The 22,683-nt window shown below is 68.2% G+C and carries 26 protein-coding genes; 19 read left to right on the top strand and 7 right to left on the bottom strand.

Annotation, left to right across the window (positions count from 1 at the left end; translation table 11 throughout):
* Window positions 1–3: 3 nt before the first annotated feature.
* On the bottom strand, window positions 4–1,053 hold the full coding sequence (gene purM / locus FHY06_RS14970) for a phosphoribosylformylglycinamidine cyclo-ligase (RefSeq protein ID WP_184605632.1): 1,050 nt from the start codon (window positions 1,051–1,053) through the stop codon (window positions 4–6).
* 129 nt (window positions 1,054–1,182) lie between these two features.
* Here purM and hda point away from each other — a divergent pair, with 129 nt between their 5' ends.
* The 5 genes from hda to FHY06_RS14945 all read left to right on the top strand — a co-directional run bounded on the left by hda (window position 1,183) and on the right by FHY06_RS14945 (window position 5,927).
* On the top strand, window positions 1,183–1,869 hold the full coding sequence (gene hda / locus FHY06_RS14965; RefSeq protein WP_026346369.1) for a DnaA regulatory inactivator Hda: 687 nt from the start codon (window positions 1,183–1,185) through the stop codon (window positions 1,867–1,869).
* A gap of 26 nt (window positions 1,870–1,895) precedes the next feature.
* Entirely contained in the window at window positions 1,896–3,509 is a 1,614-nt protein-coding gene (gene pcnB / locus FHY06_RS14960; RefSeq protein WP_132754724.1) for a polynucleotide adenylyltransferase PcnB, read from the top strand.
* A gap of 164 nt (window positions 3,510–3,673) precedes the next feature.
* The gene (folK, locus tag FHY06_RS14955; RefSeq protein WP_019654639.1) at window positions 3,674–4,132 is read left to right on the top strand and encodes a 2-amino-4-hydroxy-6-hydroxymethyldihydropteridine diphosphokinase; all 459 of its coding nucleotides are present in this window, start codon (window positions 3,674–3,676) and stop codon (window positions 4,130–4,132) included.
* Between the two features lie 125 nt (window positions 4,133–4,257).
* Complete coding sequence (locus tag FHY06_RS14950) at window positions 4,258–4,902, top strand: DUF47 domain-containing protein (protein WP_184605631.1); 645 nt, start codon at window positions 4,258–4,260, stop codon at window positions 4,900–4,902.
* A gap of 14 nt (window positions 4,903–4,916) precedes the next feature.
* Window positions 4,917–5,927 carry an inorganic phosphate transporter gene (locus tag FHY06_RS14945; protein WP_019654641.1) on the top strand — a complete coding sequence of 337 codons (1,011 nt, stop codon included), beginning with the start codon at window positions 4,917–4,919 and terminating at the stop codon, window positions 5,925–5,927.
* A 6-nt stretch (window positions 5,928–5,933) separates the two neighbouring features.
* On the opposite strand, the gene FHY06_RS14940 is transcribed toward FHY06_RS14945, so the two are convergent.
* Both FHY06_RS14940 and FHY06_RS14935 read right to left on the bottom strand, forming a co-directional pair.
* Window positions 5,934–6,380: a TM2 domain-containing protein gene (locus FHY06_RS14940; RefSeq protein ID WP_126185389.1), complete on the bottom strand. Its 447-nt coding sequence runs from the start codon at window positions 6,378–6,380 to the stop codon at window positions 5,934–5,936.
* Entirely contained in the window at window positions 6,377–6,901 is a 525-nt protein-coding gene (locus FHY06_RS14935) for a GNAT family N-acetyltransferase (protein ID WP_126185390.1), read from the bottom strand. Before FHY06_RS14935 ends, FHY06_RS14940 begins: the two co-directional genes overlap by 4 nt.
* Before the next feature lie 189 nt (window positions 6,902–7,090).
* Here FHY06_RS14935 and rpsP point away from each other — a divergent pair, with 189 nt between their 5' ends.
* From rpsP to FHY06_RS14895, 8 genes are all read left to right on the top strand, one after another.
* On the top strand, window positions 7,091–7,354 hold the full coding sequence (gene rpsP / locus FHY06_RS14930; protein WP_007831311.1) for a 30S ribosomal protein S16: 264 nt from the start codon (window positions 7,091–7,093) through the stop codon (window positions 7,352–7,354).
* A gap of 15 nt (window positions 7,355–7,369) precedes the next feature.
* The gene (rimM, locus tag FHY06_RS14925; protein ID WP_132797242.1) at window positions 7,370–7,924 is read left to right on the top strand and encodes a ribosome maturation factor RimM; all 555 of its coding nucleotides are present in this window, start codon (window positions 7,370–7,372) and stop codon (window positions 7,922–7,924) included.
* A 19-nt stretch (window positions 7,925–7,943) separates the two neighbouring features.
* The gene (gene trmD, locus FHY06_RS14920; protein WP_184605630.1) at window positions 7,944–8,690 is read left to right on the top strand and encodes a tRNA (guanosine(37)-N1)-methyltransferase TrmD; all 747 of its coding nucleotides are present in this window, start codon (window positions 7,944–7,946) and stop codon (window positions 8,688–8,690) included.
* Between the two features lie 110 nt (window positions 8,691–8,800).
* A complete protein-coding gene (rplS, locus tag FHY06_RS14915; RefSeq protein ID WP_026346370.1) occupies window positions 8,801–9,181 on the top strand; it encodes a 50S ribosomal protein L19 in 381 nt (126 codons plus the stop codon).
* 138 nt (window positions 9,182–9,319) lie between these two features.
* On the top strand, window positions 9,320–10,063 hold the full coding sequence (locus tag FHY06_RS14910) for a CoA pyrophosphatase (RefSeq protein WP_019654647.1): 744 nt from the start codon (window positions 9,320–9,322) through the stop codon (window positions 10,061–10,063).
* 51 nt (window positions 10,064–10,114) lie between these two features.
* Entirely contained in the window at window positions 10,115–11,116 is a 1,002-nt protein-coding gene (locus FHY06_RS14905) for a CobD/CbiB family protein (RefSeq protein WP_019654648.1), read from the top strand.
* A gap of 16 nt (window positions 11,117–11,132) precedes the next feature.
* Entirely contained in the window at window positions 11,133–12,242 is a 1,110-nt protein-coding gene (gene hisC, locus FHY06_RS14900; protein ID WP_184605629.1) for a histidinol-phosphate transaminase, read from the top strand.
* Window positions 12,239–13,282: a hypothetical protein gene (locus FHY06_RS14895; protein ID WP_240650123.1), complete on the top strand. Its 1,044-nt coding sequence runs from the start codon at window positions 12,239–12,241 to the stop codon at window positions 13,280–13,282. Before hisC ends, FHY06_RS14895 begins: the two co-directional genes overlap by 4 nt.
* A gap of 18 nt (window positions 13,283–13,300) precedes the next feature.
* Here the strand turns inward: FHY06_RS14895 and rsgA are convergent, their stop codons facing one another.
* The 3 genes from rsgA to FHY06_RS14880 are packed head-to-tail and all read right to left on the bottom strand — an operon-like array spanning window position 13,301 to window position 15,918.
* Window positions 13,301–14,254, bottom strand: a complete 954-nt coding sequence (gene rsgA / locus FHY06_RS14890) for a ribosome small subunit-dependent GTPase A (RefSeq protein ID WP_184605628.1) — start codon at window positions 14,252–14,254, stop codon at window positions 13,301–13,303.
* A 15-nt stretch (window positions 14,255–14,269) separates the two neighbouring features.
* Complete coding sequence (locus FHY06_RS14885; RefSeq protein ID WP_019654652.1) at window positions 14,270–14,623, bottom strand: 4a-hydroxytetrahydrobiopterin dehydratase; 354 nt, start codon at window positions 14,621–14,623, stop codon at window positions 14,270–14,272.
* Window positions 14,624–14,655: 32 nt separating this feature from the next.
* Window positions 14,656–15,918 carry a M48 family metallopeptidase gene (locus tag FHY06_RS14880; protein ID WP_145760413.1) on the bottom strand — a complete coding sequence of 421 codons (1,263 nt, stop codon included), beginning with the start codon at window positions 15,916–15,918 and terminating at the stop codon, window positions 14,656–14,658.
* Window positions 15,919–15,977: 59 nt separating this feature from the next.
* Between FHY06_RS14880 and orn the strand changes: the two genes are divergently transcribed.
* Both orn and FHY06_RS14870 read left to right on the top strand, forming a co-directional pair.
* Window positions 15,978–16,574, top strand: coding sequence for an oligoribonuclease (orn, locus tag FHY06_RS14875; RefSeq protein ID WP_184605627.1), 597 nt, complete (start codon window positions 15,978–15,980; stop codon window positions 16,572–16,574).
* Window positions 16,575–16,833: 259 nt separating this feature from the next.
* Window positions 16,834–18,696 carry a DEAD/DEAH box helicase gene (locus FHY06_RS14870; protein WP_132797248.1) on the top strand — a complete coding sequence of 621 codons (1,863 nt, stop codon included), beginning with the start codon at window positions 16,834–16,836 and terminating at the stop codon, window positions 18,694–18,696.
* A 58-nt stretch (window positions 18,697–18,754) separates the two neighbouring features.
* On the opposite strand, the gene FHY06_RS14865 is transcribed toward FHY06_RS14870, so the two are convergent.
* Window positions 18,755–18,955 (bottom strand): hypothetical protein, encoded by a 201-nt coding sequence (locus FHY06_RS14865; RefSeq protein ID WP_184605626.1) that lies wholly within the window; start codon window positions 18,953–18,955, stop codon window positions 18,755–18,757.
* Between FHY06_RS14865 and FHY06_RS14860 the strand changes: the two genes are divergently transcribed.
* Genes FHY06_RS14860 through FHY06_RS14845 form a run of 4 tightly spaced genes read left to right on the top strand, consistent with a single transcriptional unit; the run spans window position 18,926 to window position 22,674 of the window.
* Entirely contained in the window at window positions 18,926–19,999 is a 1,074-nt protein-coding gene (locus FHY06_RS14860) for an NAD/NADP-dependent octopine/nopaline dehydrogenase family protein (RefSeq protein ID WP_184605625.1), read from the top strand. The two genes, FHY06_RS14865 and FHY06_RS14860, sit on opposite strands and share 30 nt — an antisense overlap.
* Window positions 19,989–20,996 (top strand): 3-hydroxybutyryl-CoA dehydrogenase, encoded by a 1,008-nt coding sequence (locus FHY06_RS14855; RefSeq protein WP_184605624.1) that lies wholly within the window; start codon window positions 19,989–19,991, stop codon window positions 20,994–20,996. Before FHY06_RS14860 ends, FHY06_RS14855 begins: the two co-directional genes overlap by 11 nt.
* Window positions 20,993–21,793 (top strand): alpha/beta fold hydrolase, encoded by an 801-nt coding sequence (locus tag FHY06_RS14850; protein ID WP_184605623.1) that lies wholly within the window; start codon window positions 20,993–20,995, stop codon window positions 21,791–21,793. The genes FHY06_RS14855 and FHY06_RS14850 overlap by 4 nt, the downstream gene beginning before the upstream one ends.
* Before the next feature lie 5 nt (window positions 21,794–21,798).
* Window positions 21,799–22,674, top strand: coding sequence for a quinone oxidoreductase family protein (locus tag FHY06_RS14845; RefSeq protein ID WP_311733696.1), 876 nt, complete (start codon window positions 21,799–21,801; stop codon window positions 22,672–22,674).
* Window positions 22,675–22,683 lie beyond the last annotated feature (9 nt).

Below are 22,683 nucleotides of genomic sequence, written 5' to 3'. Positions count from 1 at the left end.
CGGTCAGCCGACGACCACGGCCGCGCCTTCGCCGCGCTCGGCGATCACGCCGATCTCGTGCACCGTTTCGCCGGCGGCACGCAGCGTGGCGGCGCAGGCGGCAGCTTCGGCGGCGTCGATGACCACCACCATGCCGATGCCGTTGTTGAAAGTGCGGTTCATCTCGATGTCGTCGATGCCGGCCACCTTCTGCAGCCAGGCGAACAGCTCGGTCTGCGGCCAGCTGCCCTTCTTGAGGTGGGCGGCCGTGCCTTCGGGCAGCACGCGCGGGATGTTCTCGAGCAGGCCGCCGCCGGTGATGTGCGCCAGCGCCTTGATCGGGTGCTTGCCCAGCGCCTCGAGCACCGGCTTCACGTAGAGGTGGGTGGGCTCCATCACGGCCTCGCGGAAGGGCTTGCCGTCGAGGGTGGCGGGCAGGTCGGCCCCACCTTGTTGCGCGCGCTCGATCACCTTGCGCACCAGGCTGAAGCCGTTGGAGTGCACGCCGGCCGAGGCCAGGCCCAGCACCACGTCGCCGGGCTTGACGTTCTGGCCCGTGAGGATCTTCGACTTCTCGACCGCGCCGACCGCGAAGCCCGCCAGGTCGTATTCGCCGGCCGGGTACATGCCGGGCATCTCGGCGGTTTCGCCGCCGATCAGCGCGCAGCCGGAGAGCTCGCAGCCGCGGGCGATGCCGCCGACGACCGCCGCGGCGGTGTCCACGTCGAGCTTGCCGCAGGCGAAGTAGTCGAGGAAGAAGAGGGGCTCGGCGCCCTGCACCAGCACGTCGTTGACGCTCATGGCCACCAGGTCGATGCCGACCGTGTCGTGCATGTTCCATTCGAAGGCCAGCTTGAGCTTGGTGCCCACGCCGTCGGTGCCGCTCACGAGCACGGGTTCCTTGTAGCGCTTGGGCACCTCGAACAGGGCGCCGAAGCCGCCGATGCCGGCCAGCACGCCTTCGCGCAGGGTTTTCTTCGCCAGCGGCTTGATGCGGTCGACCAGGGCGTCGCCTGCATCGATGTCGACACCGGCGTCCTTGTAGCTGAGCGGGGTGGGCGTGGAGGAAGTCATGGGTGGTCGAGGTCGGAAGAGACGCAAAGAGTGGGGGCGGAAGGGGCGCCGGCAACCATGTTGGCCGGGCCGATAGAATTCCCGATGATTTTAAGGGCCCCCGCGGCCCCCTCCATGAACCTTCCCGGGATGAAACAGCTCGCGCTCGATATCGGCATTGCGACGGGCCCCAGCTTCGACGCCTTTTTCGCCGGCCCCAACGAGGCGGCTCTGCGGCACCTGCAAGTGTGGGTGGGCGGCGCCGGCAGCCCCGTGCTGCACTCGCCGGTGCCCACCTACCTGTGGGGCGACGGCGGCAGCGGCAAGACCCATCTGCTCGAATCGGTGCGCGTCGCACTGCGCGAGCAGGGCGCCAGCGTGGGCTGGCTCCATGCGGGCCTGCTGGAGCCGCCCGAGTTCGACGAGCGCTGGGGCGCCGTCCTGCTCGACGACGTGCACCTCTACACCGCCGTGCAGCAGCACGCGGCCTTCAACTGGTTCGTCAACGCCCAGACGCTGCAGCGCGGCGTGGTCGCCGCCGGCGCATTGCCGCCGGCCGACCTGCCGCTGCGCGAGGACCTGCGCACCCGCCTCGGCTGGGGCCATGTCTTCCACATGCAGGTGCTCAGCGAAAGCGAACGCCGCGCGGTGCTGCGCCAGGCGGCCGACGCGCGCGGCGTGATGCTGTCGGACGACGTGCTCGACTACATGCTCCACCGCTTCAGCCGCGACCTCGGCAGCCTGATGGAGCTGCTCACGCAGCTCGACGGCTACGCCCTGCAGACGCAACGCGCGATCACCATTCCGCTGATCCGCTCCATGCTCGAGAACGAATAGAAGAGCGAACAAGGCTTCCAACAACAATGATCAAGAAATTCATCGACAAGCTGCTCGGCAAGGGTGCCGGCGGCACGCAGGGCAAGAGCCGTTTCGGCAAGCGCCAGGAGGTGCCGGCCGAGGTCCACGGAATTGATCCTGCCCTGGTCGACGAGCGGGCGAAGAACGTGGTCACCACGCTCCAGCAGGCAGGCTACGAGGCCTACGTGGTGGGCGGCGCGGTGCGCGACCTTCTGCTGGGCCTGCGTCCCAAGGACTTCGACGTGGCCACCAACGCCACGCCGGAGCAGGTGAAGGCGCTGTTCCGCCGCGCCTTCATCATCGGGCGGCGCTTTCGCATCGTGCACGTGGTGTACGGCCGCGGGCGCGAGCACGAGGTGATCGAGGTCTCGACCTTCCGGGCCTACATGGACAACGCCGCGGCCGAGCAGGTGGCAGGCAACGAGCGCACCAGCAAGGGCGAGCTCGCGAGCATGAAGCACGCGGTGGACGCCAGCGGCCGTGTGCTGCGCGACAACGTCTGGGGCCCGCAGGAAGAAGACGCCGCGCGCCGCGACTTCACCGTGAACGCCATGTACTACGACCCGGCCAACCAGGTGGTGGTGGACTATCACAACGGCATCAAGGACGCCCAGAAGCTCACCCTGCGCATGATCGGCGACCCCGCCACGCGCTACCGCGAAGATCCGGTGCGCATCATCCGCGCCATCCGCTTCTCGGCCAAGCTCGCGGCCCTGGGCTTCAAGCTGGAGGCCAAGACGGCGGCGCCGCTGGTCGAATCGAGCAAGCTGCTGGCCGACGTGCCGCAGAGCCGCCTCTTCGACGAGATGCTCAAGCTGCTGCAGACCGGCCACGCCATCGCGACGGTCGAGCAGCTCCGCAAGCTCGGCCTGGCCCGCGGCATCTACCCGCTGCTCGACGTGGTGGTGGAGCGCGCCGACCAGCCGTTCGTGAAGGCTGCCCTGCAGGACACCGACCGCCGCGTGGGCGAGGGCAAGCCCGTGGCGCCCAGCTTCCTGCTGGCCTGCGTGCTGTGGGCCGACGTGCGCGACGGCTGGGCCCAGCGCCAGGAGGGCCGCAACGGCCAGCGCGCGCAGCCGCCGTTCCCGGCGCTGCAGGACGCGATCGACGACGTGTTCAACGCCCGCATCGGCGACGTGTCGGGCCGCGGCAAGCTGGCGGCCGACATGCGCGAGATCTGGATGATGCAGCCGCGCTTCGACAAGCGCACCGGCTCCACGCCCTACAGCCTGGTCGAGCAGGCCCGCTTCCGTGCCGCCTTCGACTTCATGCGCCTGCGCGCGGACGTGGGCGAGGTGAGCGAAGCCATCGCCGAGTGGTGGCAGGAATTCAGCACCTCCGACGACGCGCGCCGTTCGGACCTGCTGGAGCAGGTGCGCGAGGAGCAGAAGGTGCGCCAGCGCGTGCGCGTGCGCGAAACGCCCCAGCCCCCGAAGCCCCGCGCCGAGCCGGCAGGCCGCCGTGCGGCCGACGCGGGCCGCAGCGACGAGGGCGACGAGGTCGAGACCGTGGCCGTGCCGCCCGACGGCGAAGCCGTGGTGCCGCGCAAGCGCCGGCGTCGGCGCAAGCCGCGCACCGGAGGCGGTGGTGAGGGCGGCGGCAGCGCTGCGGGCGCATGAAGAACAAGCCCGACCGCCCCAGGGGCGACGGTGACGGCAGAAAGGGGAGCTCGCCCCGTGCTCCCGCAGGCAAGCGCGCTGCCCCGCCGCCCGCGAAGCGCGCACAGGCCCGGCCTCCGGGCGGTGCCCAGTCTGCGCGACGTCCGAAGGACGAATACCCGACCGTGCAGGCTTTCGTCGCCATCGGCGCCAACCTGGGTGATGCCCAGGCCGCGGTGAAGGCGGCCATGGAGGCCATCGGCACCATCGAGCGCACCGTGGTCACGGCGCGCTCGTCGCTCTACCGCAGCGCGCCCATCGAATCCTCGGGGCCCGACTACATCAATGCGGTGGTGGCGGTGCGTACCGGCCTGACGGCCGAGGCATTCCTCTCGGAGCTGCAGCTGCTCGAAGACCAGGCCGGGCGCGAGCGGCCCTTCCCCAACGCGCCGCGCACGCTCGACCTGGACCTGCTCACGCATGGCAACACCGTCAAGGACACGCCCGCGCTGAGCCTGCCGCATCCCCGCATGCGCGAGCGGGCCTTCGTGCTCAAGCCGCTGGCCGAGATCGCCCCCGACAAGGTGCCGCGCGCCGCGCTGGCGCGGGTTTCCGGCCAGGTCATCGAGCGCATCCGCAGCTGACCGACGGCGGGGCGGGAGCCCGGCCCCCCGGCCCGGCTTTGCCCTCCCATTACACTTGCACGGTTTTTCATCACCCTGTCACGCGGATGTGACGGGCAAGTTCCGAGATCCCAGGAGAGCGCCACATGTTCGGCAAGCTGCTGCCCCGCGAGGGGAATTTTTTTGAGATGTTCAACCAGCACGCCGAGCGCATCGTCGAGGCGGCGCGGGCCTTCGAGCAACTGGTGGCCAACTACAGCGACGTGCACCTGCGCGAGCAGTACAACCGCGACGTCGACAACGCCGAGCGCGCTGCCGACCGCGTCACGCACGACGTCAACCGGCTGATCCACAAGACCTTCATCACCCCCATCGACCGCGAGCAGATCCACAAGCTCATCAACACGATGGACGACGTGGCCGACCTGATCCAGGACTCGGCGGAGACCATGGCGCTGTACGACGTGCGCCACATGACGGAAGAGATCGTGCGCCTCACCTCGCTGAGCGTGAAGTGCTGCGACCGCCTGAAGGACGCCGTCAAGTTCCTGGGCCGCATCGCTGACCCGACCATGGCAGAGGCCACGCTGAAGACCTGCGAGGAGATCGACCGCCTCGAATCGGACGCCGACCGCGTGATGCGCAGCGCCATGAGCAAGCTGTTTCGCGAGGAGCCCGACGTGCGCGAGGTGATCAAGCTCAAGGCGATCTATGAGCTGCTGGAGACCATCACCGACAAGTGCGAGGACGTGGCCAACGTGATCGAGGGCATCGTCCTCGAGAACTCGTAAGCGGGCAGCGACCGATGGCAACGGTTCAGGTCGCCCTCTGGGTGGTTGTGGTGCTGGTCGCTCTGGCGATCCTGTTCGACTTCATGAACGGATTCCACGACGCCGCCAATTCGATCGCGACGGTGGTCTCCACCGGAGTTCTCAGGCCCGGGCAGGCGGTGGTCTTCGCGGCCTTCTTCAACCTGATCGCGATCTTCATCTTTCATCTCAGCGTGGCCGCCACCGTGGGCAAGGGCATCGCCCAGCCGGGGGTGGTCGACGTGCACGTGGTGTTCGGCGCGCTCGTGGGCGCCATCAGCTGGAACCTCGTGACCTGGTACTACGGCATTCCGAGCAGCTCGTCGCACGCGCTGATCGGCGGCATCGTGGGTGCCGTGATCGCCAAGACCGGCACCAGCGGCCTGGTCGCCTCGGGCATCTGGAAGACGGTGGCCTTCATCTTCGTGTCGCCGCTGCTGGGCTTCGTGCTCGGCTCGCTGATGATGGTCGTGGTGGCATGGGGCTTCCGCCGCGCCACCCCGTCGCGCATCGATCGCTGGTTCCGCCGGCTGCAGCTGGTTTCGGCCGGCGCCTACAGCCTGGGCCACGGCGGCAACGACGCGCAGAAGACCATCGGCATCATCTGGATGCTGCTGATCGCCACGGGCTACGCCTCCGCCAGTGAATCGGCCCCGCCGACCTGGGTCATCGTGAGCTGCTACGCCGCGATCGCGCTGGGCACCATGTTCGGCGGCTGGCGCATCGTCAAGACCATGGGCCAGAAGATCACCAAGCTCAAGCCCGTGGGCGGCTTCTGCGCCGAAACCGGCGGCGCCCTGACGCTGTTCCTGGCCACCGCGCTGGGCATCCCGGTGTCGACCACCCACACCATCACCGGCGCCATCGTCGGCGTCGGCTCCACGCAGCGCGCGAGCGCGGTGCGCTGGGGCGTGGCGGGGAACATCGTGTGGGCCTGGATCTTCACGATCCCGGCTTCGGCGTTCGTGGCGGCTATTGCCTACTGGATCAGCATGCAGCTGTTCTGACGGCGGCTACTGCGAAATCTTCCGTCCCTCTTCGATCTGGTGCTCGAAGTAGCGCTGGAAGCTGAAGACGATGCTCGCCATCAGGATCGTGCTGCCGAAGAAGAGGGCCAGCACGACCGCGCCGATGGTGAACCAGTTGGTGCGGCCCGGTTCGGCGTCGGCCGGGGCGCTGGCGTTGAAGCGGGCGTTCCACTTCTCGGGCGTCATGAGGCCGTAGACGATGGCCATCAGGGCGCAGCCGGCGATGGTGAATCCCAGCAGCGGAATCAGCACCCAGCTCAGCCCGTCGTCCACGCCGTACATGCGCACGCGCTCGATGCCGTAGACGCCCAGCGCGGTAGGAATAGGCAGCAGCCAGCCGAGCCAGTCGCCCAGGCCGCGCAGGTAGAAACGGTGCAGTCCCAGGGGGCCGCCGAGGAAGGAAAGCCAGGCGGCAACGGTCTTGTTTTTCATTCGGGTCTGGTGGTGCTGCCTTCGCCGAGCACCTTCTCCATCAATACGACGTCGCGCCATTCGCCGAACTTCCAGCCGCAGTCCTTGAGCACACCGACGTGCGTGAAGCCCTGGCTGCGATGCACGCCGATGGAGCCCGCGTTGGCCGAGTCGCCGATGACCGCGATCAGCTTGCGCACGCCCGCTGCCTCGGCCGCCTGCGACAGCGCCGCCAAGAGCTTGGCGCCCAGACCCTTGCCGCGCGCTGACTCCGACACGTAGATCGAGTCCTCGGCCGAAAAGCGGTAGGCCGGGCGCGGCTTGAACCAGTTGCAGTAGGCAAAACCCAACACTTCGCCATCTTCTTCCGCGACCAGGTAGGGCAGATTCCTCGCGAGCACATCGGCGCGGCGGGAGGCCATTTCGGCGGGAGAGGGCGGCTCGGTCTCGAAGGTGCCGGTACCGTGCAGCACGTGGTGTGCGTAGATGGCGGTGATGGCTGCGATGTCTTCTTCGCGGCTGGGTCGGATGGCGAGGGGCATGCGGGTGAAACGGGCGGCGCGAGGATCGGGCGAGGTCGGAATTCGGAGAAAAACGCGGGTCGGGCTATAATCGCGGGCTTTTCAGCGTGTCGCTGGCCGGGTGGCCAGTCGCGTGTCTCGACGCTGGAAGAACATTGTGAGCGGGCCTTTTTCAATCCACGAGGCCTGCTGACCACCCAAGGATAAATCATGGTCGTCATTCGACTCTCCCGCGGCGGCTCCAAAGGCCGTCCGTTCTTCAACATCGTCGTGTCGGACAAGCGCGTTCGCCGCGATGGCCGTTTCATCGAGCGCCTGGGCTTCTACAACCCGACCGCCAAGGAAAACGAAGAAAGCATCCGTATCGCCCAGGACCGCCTGGCGTACTGGAAGAGCGTCGGCGCACAAGCTTCGCCCACCGTTCTGCGCCTGATCAAGCAAGCTGCTGCTGCAGCTCCCAAGGCGGCGGCCTAAGCCGCCCGCACGGCGATGCTGCCTTCACTCGAAGCCGCCGAATTGCCGGCGGATGCGATCGAAGTAGGGCGCATCGCCGATGCCTGGGGCATCAAGGGCTGGTTCAAGGTCCTGCCCCACAGCGCCCAACCCGAGGCGCTCTTCTCATCGAAGCGCTGGTTCCTGCAGGCTCCCGGAGCCTCGGCGAGCACAGCCTTCCGGCTCGCGATCCGCGAAGCCAAGGAACATTCCGACTGCATCGTCGCCGCATCCGCGGACGTGCCTGACCGCAACGCGGCCGAGGCGCTGCGCGGTGCGCGCGTGTTCGTGCCGCGCTCGAGCTTCCCGACGGCCGGAGACGACGAGTACTACTGGGTCGACCTGATCGGCCTGGCCGTGGTCAACCGCGAAGGCGTCGCGCTCGGCACGGTGCGCGAGCTTCTCGCCACCGGCCCGCAGACCACGCTCGTGCTGGCCGCCGAAGAGGGCGGCAAGGCGATCGAGCGCATGGTGCCTTTCGTCTCGGCCTTCGTCGACAAGGTCGACCTGCCCGGGCGTCTCATCACGGTCGACTGGCAGCCGGACTACTGACCGGCGGTCCGCGCGGCGCATGCGCTTCGACGTCCTCACGCTCTTTCCCGAACTGTTCGCGCCCTTCATGGCCAGCGGCGTGACCCGACGCGCCTACGAGTCGAAGCAGGTCGAGGTAGTGCTTTGGAATCCGCGCGACTTCGCGCAGGGCAACTACAAGCGCGTGGATGACAGGCCCTTCGGCGGCGGTCCCGGCATGGTCATGATGGCCGAGCCTCTGTCCGACTGCCTCGACGCGGCGCTGGCCGCGCGAGGTGCCGATGCGCCGGTCATCCTGTTTTCCCCCATCGGCGAGGTGCTGCGGCACGAGGTGGTCGAGCGCTGGTCGGGCAGCGAAGGCGCCGTGCTGGTCTGCGGCCGCTACGAGGGCATCGACCAGCGTTTCATCGATGCGCGCGTCACCCACCAGATCAGCCTCGGAGACTTCGTGCTCTCCGGCGGCGAGGTCGCGGCCATGGCGCTGCTCGACGCCGTGGCGCGCCTTCAGCCGGGCGTGCTCGGGGACGAGGCCAGCCACGTGCAGGATAGCTTCAATCCGGCCCTCGACGGCCTGCTCGACTGCCCGCACTACACGCGGCCGGAGCAATGGAACGGGCAGGGCGTTCCGGCGCCGCTGCTCTCGGGCCATCACGCGCAGATCGAGCGCTGGCGGCGCGATCAGCGCCTGGCGATCACGGCCGAGCGGCGCCCCGGGTTGATCGAGGCAGCCCGTGCGGCGGGGCGCCTGGGCAAGGCCGATGAGGCCGTGCTGAAAAAAAAGCTATAATCCTTGGCTCCCCGATCCTCTGTCCGGCCGCGCCCGGTCTTTTCGCGGTCTTCCCGTGAAAGCCAAAGGCGCCTTTTGTGCAGCCCGACAAGATCGAATATCAGGAAATCATGAACCTCATCCAGACCCTCGAGCAGGAAGAAATCGCCCGTCTCGGCAAGACCATCCCCGAATTCATGCCCGGTGACACGGTCATCGTCAGCGTGAACGTCGTCGAAGGCACCCGCAAGCGCGTGCAGGCCTACGAAGGCGTCGTGATCGCCAAGCGCAACCGTGGCCTCAACAGCGGCTTCACCGTTCGCAAGATCTCCAGCGGCGAAGGCGTGGAACGTACCTTCCAGACCTACAGCCCGCTGATCGCCGGCATCGAAGTCAAGCGCCGTGGCGACGTGCGCCGCGCCAAGCTGTACTACCTGCGCGACCGCAGCGGCCGTTCGGCACGCATCAAGGAAAAGCTGCCGAGCAAGTCGACGGCTGCGACGGCCGCTTAAGCGCCGTCTCCTGTCGTGCAAGAAAAGCCGCCGCTCTGGCGGCTTTTTGCGTTGTTGCCCCTGCTTGACGACAAGTTCTCCTTTTTCCGCTCTACTCCCATCCAGTCCCGACCACCCGACTTCGGTACCTTTCCGCTCTTGACCACCTCATCCCCTTCCCAACAGACCGCTTCAGCCGAAATCGTCAACGCCGTGGCGCCGCCCGCGCTGATGCAATTCGACCCGCGAACGGTGCCGTTCGTGGGCGGGGAGGTCCAGGGCCTGCCGGCGGTGGCCGCCGAGCAGCTGACGGCGCAGGCGTTGCGGGCACGTTTCGCCACCCCGCCCATCTGGACGCCCGAAGTGCGCCGCGATGCGCGCACGACCGACCGCGTTCCCGCGCAGGCTGCGGTGCTGGTGCCGATCGTGCAGCGAGCCGAGGGCGCGACCGTGCTGCTGACCGAGCGGACCTCGAACCTGTCGACGCACTCGGGGCAGGTTGCATTTCCCGGCGGCCGAGTCGATCCCGAGGATGCCAACATCGCTGCCGCCGCCCTGCGCGAGGCCTGGGAAGAAGTGGGCCTCTCCGCCCGGTACATAGAGGTGCTGGGCAGCCTGCCGACGTACACGACCGTGACCTCGTTCATCGTCACGCCGGTGGTCGCGCTGGTGCAGCCCGATTTCGAGCTCACCATCAACCCGTACGAAGTGGCCGAAGCCTTCGAGGTGCCGCTTGCCTGGCTGATGGATCCGGCGAATCACCGCCATCACACGGTGCCCGCGCCCGACGGCACCCGGCGCCAGTGGTATTCGATGCCCTACCAGGACGGCGCGGCCGAGCGCTTCGTGTGGGGTGCCACTGCGGGCATGCTGCGCAACCTCTATCGCTTCCTCGCGGCCTGAGCGGGCCTGAACGCGGGCTGAACCTTCGGGCGCTCTCGCTATCATCGAAGGATGAGCTTTTTCGCCATCCTGTGCGCGCTGCTGATCGAGCAGGTGCGGCCTTTGGGCCCGCACAACCCCGTGTACGGCGCGGTGCTTGCGTGGACACGCTGGACCAGCCGCAACTTCGACGCGGGCAAGCCGCATCACGGATGGATCGCCTGGGGGCTCGCCGTGTTCGTGCCCACGCTGGGCGCGCTGGGCGTCCACTGGCTGCTGGTGCTCACGCTGGGCCTGCCCTTCGCGGTGCTCTGGAGCATCGCGGTGCTCTACGTCACGCTGGGCTTCAGGCAGTTCAGCCACCACTTCACCGACATCCGCGACGCGCTCGAGGAAGGCGACCAGCCGCTGGCGCGCTCCCTGCTCGCGCACTGGCAGGGCGTCGACGCGGCGGACCTGCCGCGCAGCGAGATCGTGCGCCACGTCATCGAGCATTCCGTGATCGCGGCGCACCGCCACGTGTTCGGCGTGCTTGCATGGTTCTCGATCGTCGCAGCCATCGGCCTGGGCCCGGCAGGCGCGGTGTTCTACCGCATGAGCGAGTTCGTCTCGCGCTACTGGGCTCACAAGAACGGCGCCGCGGTGCAGCCTTCCAGCGCCTCGGTGCAGGAGGCCGCGGAGCGCGCCTGGCATGCGATCGACTGGCTGCCCGCGCGCATCACCGCGCTGGGCTTCGCGGTGGTCGGCAGCTTCGAGGAGGCGATCGACTGCTGGCGCAACGACGCGCAGCGCTTTCCCAACGAGAACGACGGCGTGATCCTTGCGGCCACCTCCGGTGCGGTGAACGTGCGCTTGGGCGGCGGCTCGCTGCGCCCGATCCCGGTCGCCGATCCGCTGCCGCGCGCCCAGGCCGGCGAATCGCTGGCCGATGGCCGCCGCACCGACAGCGGCAGCACGCCGGGCCGCGAGCCCGAGCCGGCCCACCTGCGCAGCGTCGTCGGCCTGGTCTGGCGCTCGGTCGTGATGTGGATGGTGCTGCTGGCCTTGCTGACCTTGGCTCGCCTGCTCGGCTGAGCAAAGGTTCGAAGCCATGACCCAGCAACAACAGCCGCAGCAACCCGTGCCGTCCTTCTGGAGCCCGCGGATCGCCGCGCTCGAGCCGTACGTGCCCGGCGAGCAGCCGCGTATCGCGAACCTCGTCAAGCTCAACACCAACGAGAACCCGTATCCGCCGTCGTCGATCGCTGTGGAGGCCATCCGCCGTGCCGCCGAAGAAGGCCTGGAGCGCTACCCGGACCCCACTTCGCTAGCGCTGCGCGAGGCCGTCGCCCGCCGGCACGGCCTGCAGCCCGGCGAGGTGTTCGCCGGCAACGGTTCAGACGAAGTGCTCGCGCACGCCTTCTTCGCGTTCTTCCAGCAGTCCGAGCCGCTGCTGATGCCGGACGTGAGCTACAGCTTCTACAAGGTCTATGCGCAGCTCTACGGCATTGCCTGCGAGCAGCAGCCGGTGGACGCGGGCCTGCGCATCGACGTCTATGCCCTTGCCGCCCGTGCGCGCCAGGGTTGCGCAGGCATCGTCATCGCCAATCCGAACGCGCCGACCGGCATCGGCCTGCCGCTGTCGCGCATCGAGCAGCTGCTCGAGGCCTGCCCCGACCGTGTCGTGCTCGTCGACGAGGCCTATGTCGATTTCGGCGGCGAGAGCGCGCTGCCGCTGATCGGCAGGTATCCCAACCTGCTCGTGGTCCAGACCCTCTCGAAGTCGCGCGCCCTGGCCGGCTTGCGCGTGGGCTTCGCCTGCGGCCAGGCGCATCTGATCGACGCGCTGGTCCGCGTCAAGGACAGCTTCAATTCGTACCCGCTCGATCGTCTCGCCTCGGCGGGCGCGATCGCCGCATTCGAAGACGAAGCCTGGTTCCGCGACGCCTGCGCCCGGATCGTCGACACGCGCGAGGGCCTCACGCTGCAGCTCGAGGACCTGGGCTTCGAGGTGCTGCCCTCGCAGACCAACTTCGTCTTCGCGCGCCACCCGAAGCGCGATGCGGCCGAGCTGGCTGCGTTGCTGCGCGAGCGCGCGGTGCTGGTGCGTCACTTCAGGCAGCCGCGCATCGCGCAGTACCTGCGCATCAGCATCGGCACGCGGGAGCAATGCAGCGTGCTCGTGCAGCGACTGCAGGACATCCTCGAATCGACTCCATGAAAGACGCCCAGCCTATGCCGATCGAAGCCTCGGACCCGCGCGCCGAGGCGTGCGCGGCGTTCTGGAATGCCGTCAGCGCCCGGCTCGAGAGCCTGCGGGCCTTGCCCGCCCGCGAGCTGATGGAGGGCCTGAACCAGCTGCTGGAGCCGCACTTCCCGAGGCTGGCCGCCGAGGTTGCCGGCGATCCGCCCGCGTTCAAGCTCGTGCTGACCGCGCACGGGTCGGTGGACGACTTCGAGGATCTGATGACTCTGGTGCGGTCCCGTCCCAGGCTGCCGCAGGTCGAGGTGGAGGCCTTCCGGCAGCGCGCGAGCGACGGCTTCGGCATGCGCATGAACAACTTCGAGCTGGCGAGCTCCGAGGTGCTGGTCAGGCACGAGCCCTATCGGGGTCGGGTGGCGCTGGAGATCGGCTTCTCCAAGCCCATTCCGATGGACATGCGCGACCATGCCCGTCACATGAGCCTGATCATGCTCGACCACATCCTCGGCGAGTACGACTTCGCGGTGAAGGTCGGCGCGGTCGACTACGTCGAGCCGGACGCGCAGGCCGATTTCAAGGGCGTGCCGCTCGACGATTTCGTGCCCCTGTTCGACGCCTGCTGGCGCGAAGAGCTCGGCCACACGGGTGTGTTCGCCCCGGGTGAGCATGCCTGGTCGGGCTTGAGCGCGACGCGCACCTCGGAGGACGGCGGCGAGATCGAGATGGTCGTCATGCGCAACGACTCGGCGACCGCGCTGGTGGGCCGCGCCGACCTGTGCCATCGACTGTCCGTGGCGGTTCCGGTCGAATCGGGCGAGGAGCTGGAAGAGGCCCGCGCCTACGAAGACCGGCTGACGGCGCGGCTGCAGGTCCATGAGGCGGGCTGCTGCACGCACGTGGTGCTGGAGGAGGGCGTGCGCACCATCCACTTCCAGGTGGCCGATCCGGACAGCGCGATCACGCAGGCCCAATCGTTGCAGGACGACATGGAACTGGCGACGACGATGGAGCTTGTCTTCGACCCGACCTGGCAGTCCTACCGGGTCTGGCTCGGCTGAGCCTGTGGCCGGCTGCGCTCAGTAGCGCTTCTGGCTGAGCTCTTCGAACAGCTCGCCGTAGATCCGGTAGCGGCTCGCGCTGATGGCGCCTGGCGCATCGGCGGTCTCCACGTTCGCGATCACGCCGCAACCCGGCTCGTGCAGGTGCGTGCAGTTGTAGAACTTGCAGTCGCCGGCATGCTCGGCGATGTCGGGCATGAGGCTGGCCAGCTGCATCGGCGCGATGTGGTTCAGGCCGAATTCCTGGAAACCCGGCGAGTCGATCAGGCCGGTGGTGCGGGCCTCGTCGATCCAGTACCAGGTGGTGCTGGTGGTCGTGTGCTTGCCCGAGTTGAGGGCTTGCGAGATCTCCTGCGTCAGCACAGCAGCGCCGGGCACCAGCAGGTTGGTCAGCGTGCTCTTGCCGGAGCCCGAGGGGCCCAGCACCAGGGTGGACTTGCCTGCGAGCAGCTTCATCAGCGAGCCGTGGTCCGCCTCGGCCGAGGCCTTCAGCGACAGCGGCAGCACACCGTGGTGCATGCGTCGATAGGGCGCGAGCCTGGCCCATGCGCGCTCGAAGGGTTCGACCAGGTCGCTCTTGTTGAGCGCGATGATCGGCGCGATGCGCTCGGCTTCGGCGGCGATCAGCGCGCGGGCCAGCTGGTGTTCGGAGAACTCCGGCTCGGCCGCTATCAGGATCAGCACATGGTCGAGATTGGCCGCGAAGGACTTGGTGCGGATCTCGTCCTGGCGATAGAAGAGGTTGCGCCGCGGCAGCACCTGCTCGATGGTGCCCTCGTCCTCGCTGGCCTGCCAGTGCACGCGGTCGCCGACCACGGCCTGGCTCTTCTTGCCGCGCGGGTGGCAGATCAGCCGCTCGCCGGAGGGCGTTTCGACCAGGCAGTGGCGCCCGTGGCTGGCGACGACGAGGCCTTCGTGGAGGGCCTTCGCAGCAGCTGCTGCTGCGGGCGCGGCGCGGCCGGGCTTAGCCAAGGACGCGTTCCTCCATCAGGCGGCGGGCGCGGCGCCGACCAGCGCGTCGGCCTGGCGGGCGCAGTCGAAGTCGGTGGCCGACAGGCCGCCCACGTCGTGCGTGTTGAAGCGCACGACGCAGCGGTTGTAGTGCACCGACAGGTCGGGATGGTGGTCTTGCGTGTGCGCCACGAAGGCCAGCGCATTCACGAAGGCGATGGTCTCGAAGTAGTTGGCGAAGCTGAAGGTCTTCTCGATGGCGACATCAGCGCCGTCGCCCGTGAGCTTCCAGCCGTCGAGGCGCGCCAGGGCGGACACGATCTCGGTGGCGCTCAGCGCCTTGCGGGGAGGGAGGTTCTTCCAGTCCTTGGGCTTGAACATGCTGCTCATGATGGGCTTCTGCGGGTGAGGGGCCGGCCGGGTCAGGCCGGGGCTGCCATGCGCGCGAGGCGCTCGGAAGCCGGGGGATGCGAATAGTAGAACTTGACGAACACCGGGTCGGGCGTGAGCGTCGATGCGTTGTCCTGGTAGAGCTTGAGCAGCGCGGCCGACAGGTCGGCGCCGCTGGTCTGGGCCACCGCGTAGGCGTCGGCCTCGAACTCGTGCTTGCGCGAGAGCTGCGCCGGCAAGGGCGCGACGAAGAAGCCGAACACCGGCACGGCCAGCATGAAAAGCAGCAGTGCCAGCGCGCTGTTGGGTGCCGCCATGTTGGGCTGCACGCCCAGGCCCGCATAGAACCAGACCTGCGTCGACACCCAGCCCAGCAGCGCGAAGCCGGCCAGGCTCAGAGCGAACATCGCGACCAGCCGCTTCACGATGTGGCGATGCTTGAAGTGGCCGAGTTCGTGCGCGAGCACCGCCTCGACCTCGCCGGCATTGAGTTGGCGCAGCAGCGTGTCGTAGAACACCACGCGCTTGCTGGCGCCGAAGCCGGTGAAGTAGGCGTTGGCATGGGCGCTGCGCGTGCTGCCGTCCATCACGAAGAGGCCCTTGGCCGCGAAGCCGCAGCGCTTCATGAGGGCCGTCACGCGCTCCTTGAGCGTGGGGTCGTCCAGCGGCTGGAACTTGTTGAACAGCGGTGCGATGAAGGTCGGGTAGATCAGCATCAGCAGCAGGTTGAAGCCCATCCACGCGCCCCAGGCCCAGAGCCACCAGAACCGGCCGGCCGCGCCCATGAGCCAGAGGATCAGCGCGGCGATGGGCAGTCCGATCACCGCGCCCAGGAGCGAGGACTTGAGCGTGTCGGCCAGCCAGAGCTTCCAGGTCATCTTGTTGAAGCCGAAACGCTCCTCGAGCCTGAAGGTCTGCCAGAGCGTGAAGGGCAGCTCGAGCAGTCCGCCGATGGCCGCGAAGGCTGCCAGCAGCACCAGCTGCTGCACCATGCCGCCGCCGATCCAGCCCAGCAGCAGCTTGTTGAGCAGGTCGAGGCCGCCCAGCAGGGTCCACCCGAGCAGCAGCGCCGCGCTCCACGCCATTTCGACGAGGCCGAAACGCGCCTTGGCGATGGTGTAGTCGGCCGCCTTCTGGTGGGCGGCGAGGGTGATGGTCTGGGCGAAAGCGGGAGGGACGGTGCCGCGGTGCTGCGCCACGTGGCGAATCTGCCGCGTGGCCAGCCAGAACTTCACGAGCAGGCCAGCGACGATCGCAGCCGCGAAGGCGATGGTGAAGATGAGCGAATAGGACATGGATCGGCGAGTTTAGCCCTCGCTATCCGGTGCCGCAGCCCTTCGACGACAATCCTGCGATGCCCGAATCCCTTGACCCGACGCCCTCCGAGGCCACGCCCACCCTGAAGAAAAGCGACCAGAACCTTGTCTGGCTGGACTGCGAAATGAGCGGTCTGGACCCCGAGAAAGAGCGCCTGCTCGAAATCGCCGTGGTCGTGACCGGCCCCGACCTCACGCCCCGCATCGACGGCCCCGTGCTCGTCATCCACCAGAGCGACGCCGTGCTCGACGGCATGGACGCCTGGAACAAGGGCACCCACGGCCGCAGCGGGCTGATCGACAAGGTCAAGGCCTCCACCCTCGACGAGGCCGCCGCCGAGCAGCAACTGCTGGAATTCATCGCCAGGTACGTTCCCCGCAGCGGCTCGCCGATGTGCGGCAACACCATCGGGCAGGACCGGCGGTTCCTCGTCAAGTACATGCCCAAGCTCGAGGCGTACTTCCACTACCGCAACCTCGACGTGAGCACGCTGAAGGAACTGGCCAAGCGCTGGAAGCCGGCGGCCTACAACGCCTTCAAGAAGCAGCAGGCGCACACCGCGCTGGCGGACGTGCACGAATCCATCGAGGAACTGGCGCACTACCGAGAGACCTTCCTGCGCCCGGCAGATTGAACGGGGCACGGAATTAGGTAAAAACCCGGATCCGTGCCATAATCGCAGGCTTCGCTGGCCGGGCAGGCAAATTTGAGCCCGGTGAGCGTTTCTCGCATCTCCCTATCTTGCACACCGCGCCCGATCGCAGCTTTTGCTGATCAAAAAGGGCCGCAGCCTCGGGTACCCGCCCGGAGTTGAATGTCGTTGGATGGTTGATGTTTTTAACCACCCAACGGGGCGCCGTCCACGGCGGCGCTCGCGTTTGAGATTGAAATTCATGACCGACGCTTTTGAAGCGCAGGGCGAGTTCGCGCCTGTGCAATCCGCTACCCACAACGAATTCACCGCCGCCGCGGACACCGTGTCCGAGGCGCCCATCCTCGAGGCGCTGGACGCCGCTGCCCCCGAGGCTGCCGCCGCCGAGGAGCCCGCTGCTCCCAACGGCTTCATCAAGCTGGGCCTCGCGCCCGAACTGATCGCCGCCGTGGCCGACATGGGCTTTACCCAGCCCACCGCCGTGCAGGAAAAGGTCGTTCCCATCGCCATGGGCGACCAGGACGGCGCAGCCAAGTCGACGCGATTCGTCGACCTGATGGTCTCCAGCCAGACCGGCTCGGGCAAGACCGCGGCCTTCCTGCTGCCCGTGCTGCACACCCTCATCAAGCGCCAGGCAGAAGCCGAGGCTGCTGCCAGGGCCGAGTTCCAGCGCCTGGCCGAGGAAGCCGCCGCCCGCGGCGAAGCTCCTCCCAAGAAGCCGAAGCGCAAGGATCCGACCAACGCCCGCCATTTCAAGGCGGCCACGCCCGGCGCCCTGGTGCTGTGCCCCACGCGCGAACTCGCGCAACAGGTCGCGCACGACGCCATCGAGCTGGTTCGTCACTGCCGCGGCCTGCGCATTGCGAACGTGGTGGGCGGCATGCCCTACCAGCTCCAGATCGCCCGCCTGCAGAACGCCGACCTGGTGGTCGCCACGCCGGGCCGCCTGCTCGACCTGCAGCGCTCGATGCAGATCAAGCTCGACCAGGTCAAGTTCCTGGTGGTCGACGAAGCCGACCGCATGCTCGACCTGGGCTTTGCCGACGACCTCGCCGAGATCAACCAGCTGACCATCGAGCGCCAGCAGACCATGATGTTCAGCGCCACCTTCGCGCCGCGCATCCAGCAGCTGGCTGCCCGCGTGATGCGCGAGCCGCAGCGCGTGACCATCGACAGCCCGCAGGAAAAGCACGCCAACATCAAGCAGGTTCTGTTCTGGGCCGACAACGCCCAGCACAAGCGCAAGCTGCTCGACCACTGGCTGCGCGATACCAGCATCAACCAGGCCATCGTGTTCGCCAGCACGCAGGTCGAGTGCGATGGCCTCGCCAACGACCTGCAGCAGGACGGCTTCAGCGCCGTCGCGCTGCACGGCGCCCTGAGCCAGGGCCTGCGCAACCGCCGCCTGATGGCGCTGCGCAACGGCCAGGTGCAGATCCTGGTTGCGACCGACGTGGCCGCGCGCGGCATCGACGTGCCGACCATCACCCACGTCTTCAACTTCGGCCTGCCGATGAAGGCGGAGGACTACACCCACCGTATCGGCCGCACCGGCCGTGCGGGCCGCGACGGCATCGCCGTCACCTTCGCGGAGTTCCGCGATCGCCGCCGGATCATGGACATCGAGCACTACAGCCGCCAGCAGTTCAAGGCCGAGGTGATTCCGGGCATGGAGCCGCAGCAGCGCATGCCCCAATCGCGCCCCGACTTCGGCGGCCGCGGCCGTGAAGGCCAATCGCGCGATCGCAAGTTCGGTGGTGGCGGTAGCGGCGGCTACCGTGGCGGCAATGGCGGCGGCTACGCCGGCGCCAGCGGCTTCAACGACCGCAACTCGCGCGGCCCGGGCGCATCGGGTCCGCGCGGCGGCTATCAGGGCCAGAACGCCGGCTTCGGCGGCGGCCGTGACGAAGGTGGCAACGGTGGCGGCTACGGCCGCAAGCCGGGCTGGGGCGACAGCGCTCCGCGCGGCGGCCATGGTCACAGCGGCGGCGGCCGCGGCGACGGCGGCTTCGCGCCCCGCGGCAATGGCGCCGGCCATGGCGGCCCGGGCAAGGTGTTCGTGCCCCGCGACGCCCAGAAGCGCGCGTTCAAGCCCAGCCGCTGATCCCTTGGGGAACGCAGCCTGAGGGCCGCATCCCCCTTCATTACGAAAGCCCGCGTTCTCACGAGCGCGGGCTTTTTTCATTTCGGACGCGTTCCGGGTTTCCGAGCACGCCGATGCCGTCGAGTTTGATTGACATCTGAATCGATGAAAAGTAATGTAATGGCGCATCGCTTCCCCGGCGTCGTCTCTCGACTGCCGGTTCATCGACACCTGCTTTTCGACTTTCGACATGAAAATTGCGATTCTTGGGGGTGGTCATGGCGCCTACGCGGCTGCTGCGGACCTGTCTGAAACCGGCCATGAAGTGCGCCTGTGGCGCCGCGATGCCGCAGCGCTCCAGCCGCTGCTGCGTGCCGGCGCGATCACGCTGAAGGACGCCGACGGCTCGCGCGATGTGCCCATCGCGCTCGCCACCGCCGACATCGGCGCCGCCATGCAAGGCGTCGAGCTGATCGTCATCCCGACCCCCGCCATCGCCCAGCACGACATCGCTCTTGCCATGGCGCCGCACCTGGTCGATGGCCAGGTCGTCTTCCTGCCGCCGGGCACCTTCGGCAGCTACGTGATGGCGCGCACCGTGAAGGACGCCGGCAGCCGTGCCGACGTCGCCTGGGCCGAAACCGGCACCTTGCCCTATCTGGCGCGCAAGCACGGCGACCGCGAGGTCAACGTCACCATCCGCGCGATCCGCCTGCCGACCGGCGTCTATCCGGCCCGCAAGGAGGCGCAGGCCATCGAGGTGATCCGCAGGGCCTATCCGGCGGTGCATGGCTGCGGCGACGCGCTCTCGGGCGCGCTGATGAACGCAGGCCCCGTCATCCACCCGCCGCTGATGGTGATGAACGCCGCGCCGCTGCAGCACTTCGAGCGCTGGGACATCCACAACGAGGGCACGCAGCGCGCCGTGCGCGACGTGACCGACCGTCTCGACCAGGAGCGCATCGCAGTGCGCGAGGCCTTCGGGCAGGGCTCGCCGCACTATCCGCTGGCCGACCACTACAACAACGACCGCTGGATGTACGGCGATGCGCACAAGAAGCTCGTCAAGTCGGGAGACTGGCGCGAGAACATCGACCTGCACACGCACCGCTACATCACCGAGGACACCGAGCTCGGCCTCGCCTTCCTCGCCTCCGCCGCGCGCCATGCGGGCGTGGATGCACCCATCGCGCACGGCCTGCTGGCCATCGTCGGCGGTTTCCTCGGGCGCGACCTGCGGCGCGGCCCCCGTACCTTCGAGAGCCTGGGCTTCGCCGGCCTGAGCACCGCGCAGCTCAAGCAGAGGCTCCACGATGGCGAATGAAACCGGCTCGCTGCCTCGCTTCGCAGCCGTCGGCGCGGGGCGCATGGGTCGCGGCATCGCCATCGCGTTCGCCTATGCCGGCCACCGAATCTCGCTGATCGATCTGCGCCAACGCACCGATGAAGCGTGGCAACGGCTGCGCGGCGAAGCGAAGGCGGAGATCGACGCCAGCCTCTCCGGGCTCGCGCAGCTCGGCGTGATCGACGAGTCGCAGATCGCCGACATCGCTGCGCGCGTCGATTTCGTCGATGCCGCCGCCGCTCCGCACGCACTGGCTGCGGCAGAGCTCGTGTTCGAGGGCGTGCCTGAAACCATGGAGGCCAAGCGCGATGCCTTCGAGCAGCTCAACCGCCATTGCCGCGACGACGCGATCCTCACCTCGACCACCAGCAGCATCCTGGTGACGCAGCTGGCGTCGCTGGTGCGGCTGCCGGGGCGCTTCCTCAACATGCACTGGCTCAACCCGGCGTACGTGATTCCGTTGGTCGAGCTCAGCTGCCATCCCGCTACCGATGCCGCAGTGCTCGCACGCACCAAGGCGCTTATGGAAGAAATCGGCAAGCTGCCCGTGGTCTGCGGTGCATCGCCCGGCTACATCGTCCCCCGCCTGCAGGCGCTGGTGATGAACGAGGCCGCACGAATGATCGAGGAGGGCGCCGCCACCGCCGAGGAAATCGACAAGGCCACGCGCTACGGCCTGGGCCTGCGCTTCGCGGCACTGGGCGTGGTGGAGTTCATCGACTTCGGCGGCTGCGACATCCTGCATCACGCGAGCCGCGAGATGTCGGCGTCGCTCGACGCCGGCCGCTATACCGCGCCGGCCATCGTCGGGAAGATGGTCGAAGAGGGGCGGCTCGGCCTCAAGAGCGGCAGCGGCTTCTACGAATACGAGGGCCGCGATGTCGCGGCCTACCGGCGCGACGTGCTCTCTCGCACGCTAGGCGAGCTGCGGCATGCGGGCCTGTGGCGCGCGCCCGCCGACCGGACATTGTCATGAGCACCATCCGCCGTGCATTTGCCGACCTGTCGGTGGGGCAGGTGCATTACGCGGCATGCGGTGACCGTACGGCACCGGCCGTGCTGCTGCTGCATCAGTCGCCGCGCAGCTGGAACGAATACCGCGCGGTGCTGCCGCTGATCGGTGCGCGCCGCAGGGCCATCGCGATGGACACGGCCGGCTTCGGCGACTCCGCCGATGGTGGCGTGCCGGCAAGCATCGAGCAATGGGCGCGCGTGGCCCGCGAACTGCTCGATGCGCTGGGCATCGAGAAGGCCGACGTGGTGGGCCATCACACCGGCGGCGTCATCGCGCTCGAGCTTGCAGCGGCGTTTCCGCAGCGCGTGCGCAGCATGGTGTTGTCGTCCACGCCGTACACCGACGAGGCCTTTCGCAAGGCGCGAGCGCAGCGTCCGCCCATCGACGAAGTCGCGCCGAGCGAAGACGGCACGCATCTCGCCGCGCTCTGGCAGAAGCGCCAGGGCTTCTATCCGGCCGGCCGCCCCGAACTGCTCGAAGCCTTCGTGCTCGATGCATTGAAGGTCGCGCATGTCGAAGAAGGGCACCGTGCAGTGGCGTCGTACCGCATGGAAGAGCGCCTGGGCCGCATCGCGCAGCCCGTGCTGATCGTGCGCGCGACCGACGATCCTTTCGCTGCTCCCCATGCCGCTGAACTGCAGCACCATCTTCCGCAGGCGCGCATCGTCGACATCGAAGGCGGCATGGTGCCGCTGCCCGATCAGATGCCCGAGGCCTTTGCCCGCACGGTGCTCGACTTCCTGGAGAACCTGCCTTGAAAGCTGTGCGCATCCACGGATTCGATGCCGTGCCCGTGCTGGAGGAGATCGCCGAGCCCATCGCGCAGCCCGGGCGCACCATCGTGCGCATGGAGGCTGCGACGGTCGGGCACATCGACCGCACCGTGTGGCGCGGCAGCTTCCTGCGGCATCCGCCATTGCCCTACACGCCGGGCGTGGAGGCCGCAGGGGTCGTCGTCGCGAGCGGGCGTTTTCAGGTGGGCCAGCGCGTCTGGCTGCGCGGAAGCGGCCTGGGCACGCTCTTCGACGGCACATGGTGCGAGCTGATCGATGCGCCCGACGAAGCGCTGGGCCTGTTGCCCGACGACGTGCCGATGACCTTGGGCGCTGCCTTCTTCTCTCCGACGACATCCGCGTGGGTGGCGCTGCATGAAGTCGCGAAGCTGCAGGCAGGCGAACAGGTGCTGGTGACTGGGGCGAGCGGCGCCGTCGGCTCGCTCGTGATGCAGCTTGCGCGCGATGCCGGCTGCGTCGCGATTGCGGTCGCTGCCGATGCGCAGCCGCCGGAAGCCGGCAGCGCCGATCTGCTCGTGGATACCGTGGGTGGAGATGTGCTCGCTCGTACGCTGCCTGCGGTGCGCCCGGGTGGCCGGGCAGTGCTGGTCGGCTACACGGCGGGCCCGACGCTGTCGCTCGACATCGCGCATTTCCTGCAGCGCGACGTGTCGCTGCTGCCTCTCAACATGTTCCGGCGCGAAGCGGAAGGCCGTGCAGCGGTTCCCGAGCTGCTGGCACGGCTTGCCGATGGGCGCCTGCATCTTGAAGTGCGGCCCTTCGCGCTGGCGGATGCCGCCGTCGCACTCGACTGGATCACCCAGCGCGGCCACCGCGGCCGCGCCGTCCTCGTGCCCCGCCTCTGAGCGGCGGGG

The sequence above is a fragment of the Variovorax atrisoli genome (assembly GCF_014195185.1).
Classification (GTDB): Bacteria; Pseudomonadota; Gammaproteobacteria; order Burkholderiales; family Burkholderiaceae_C; genus Variovorax; species Variovorax atrisoli.
This window is presented reverse-complemented; position numbering and strand designations above follow the sequence as displayed.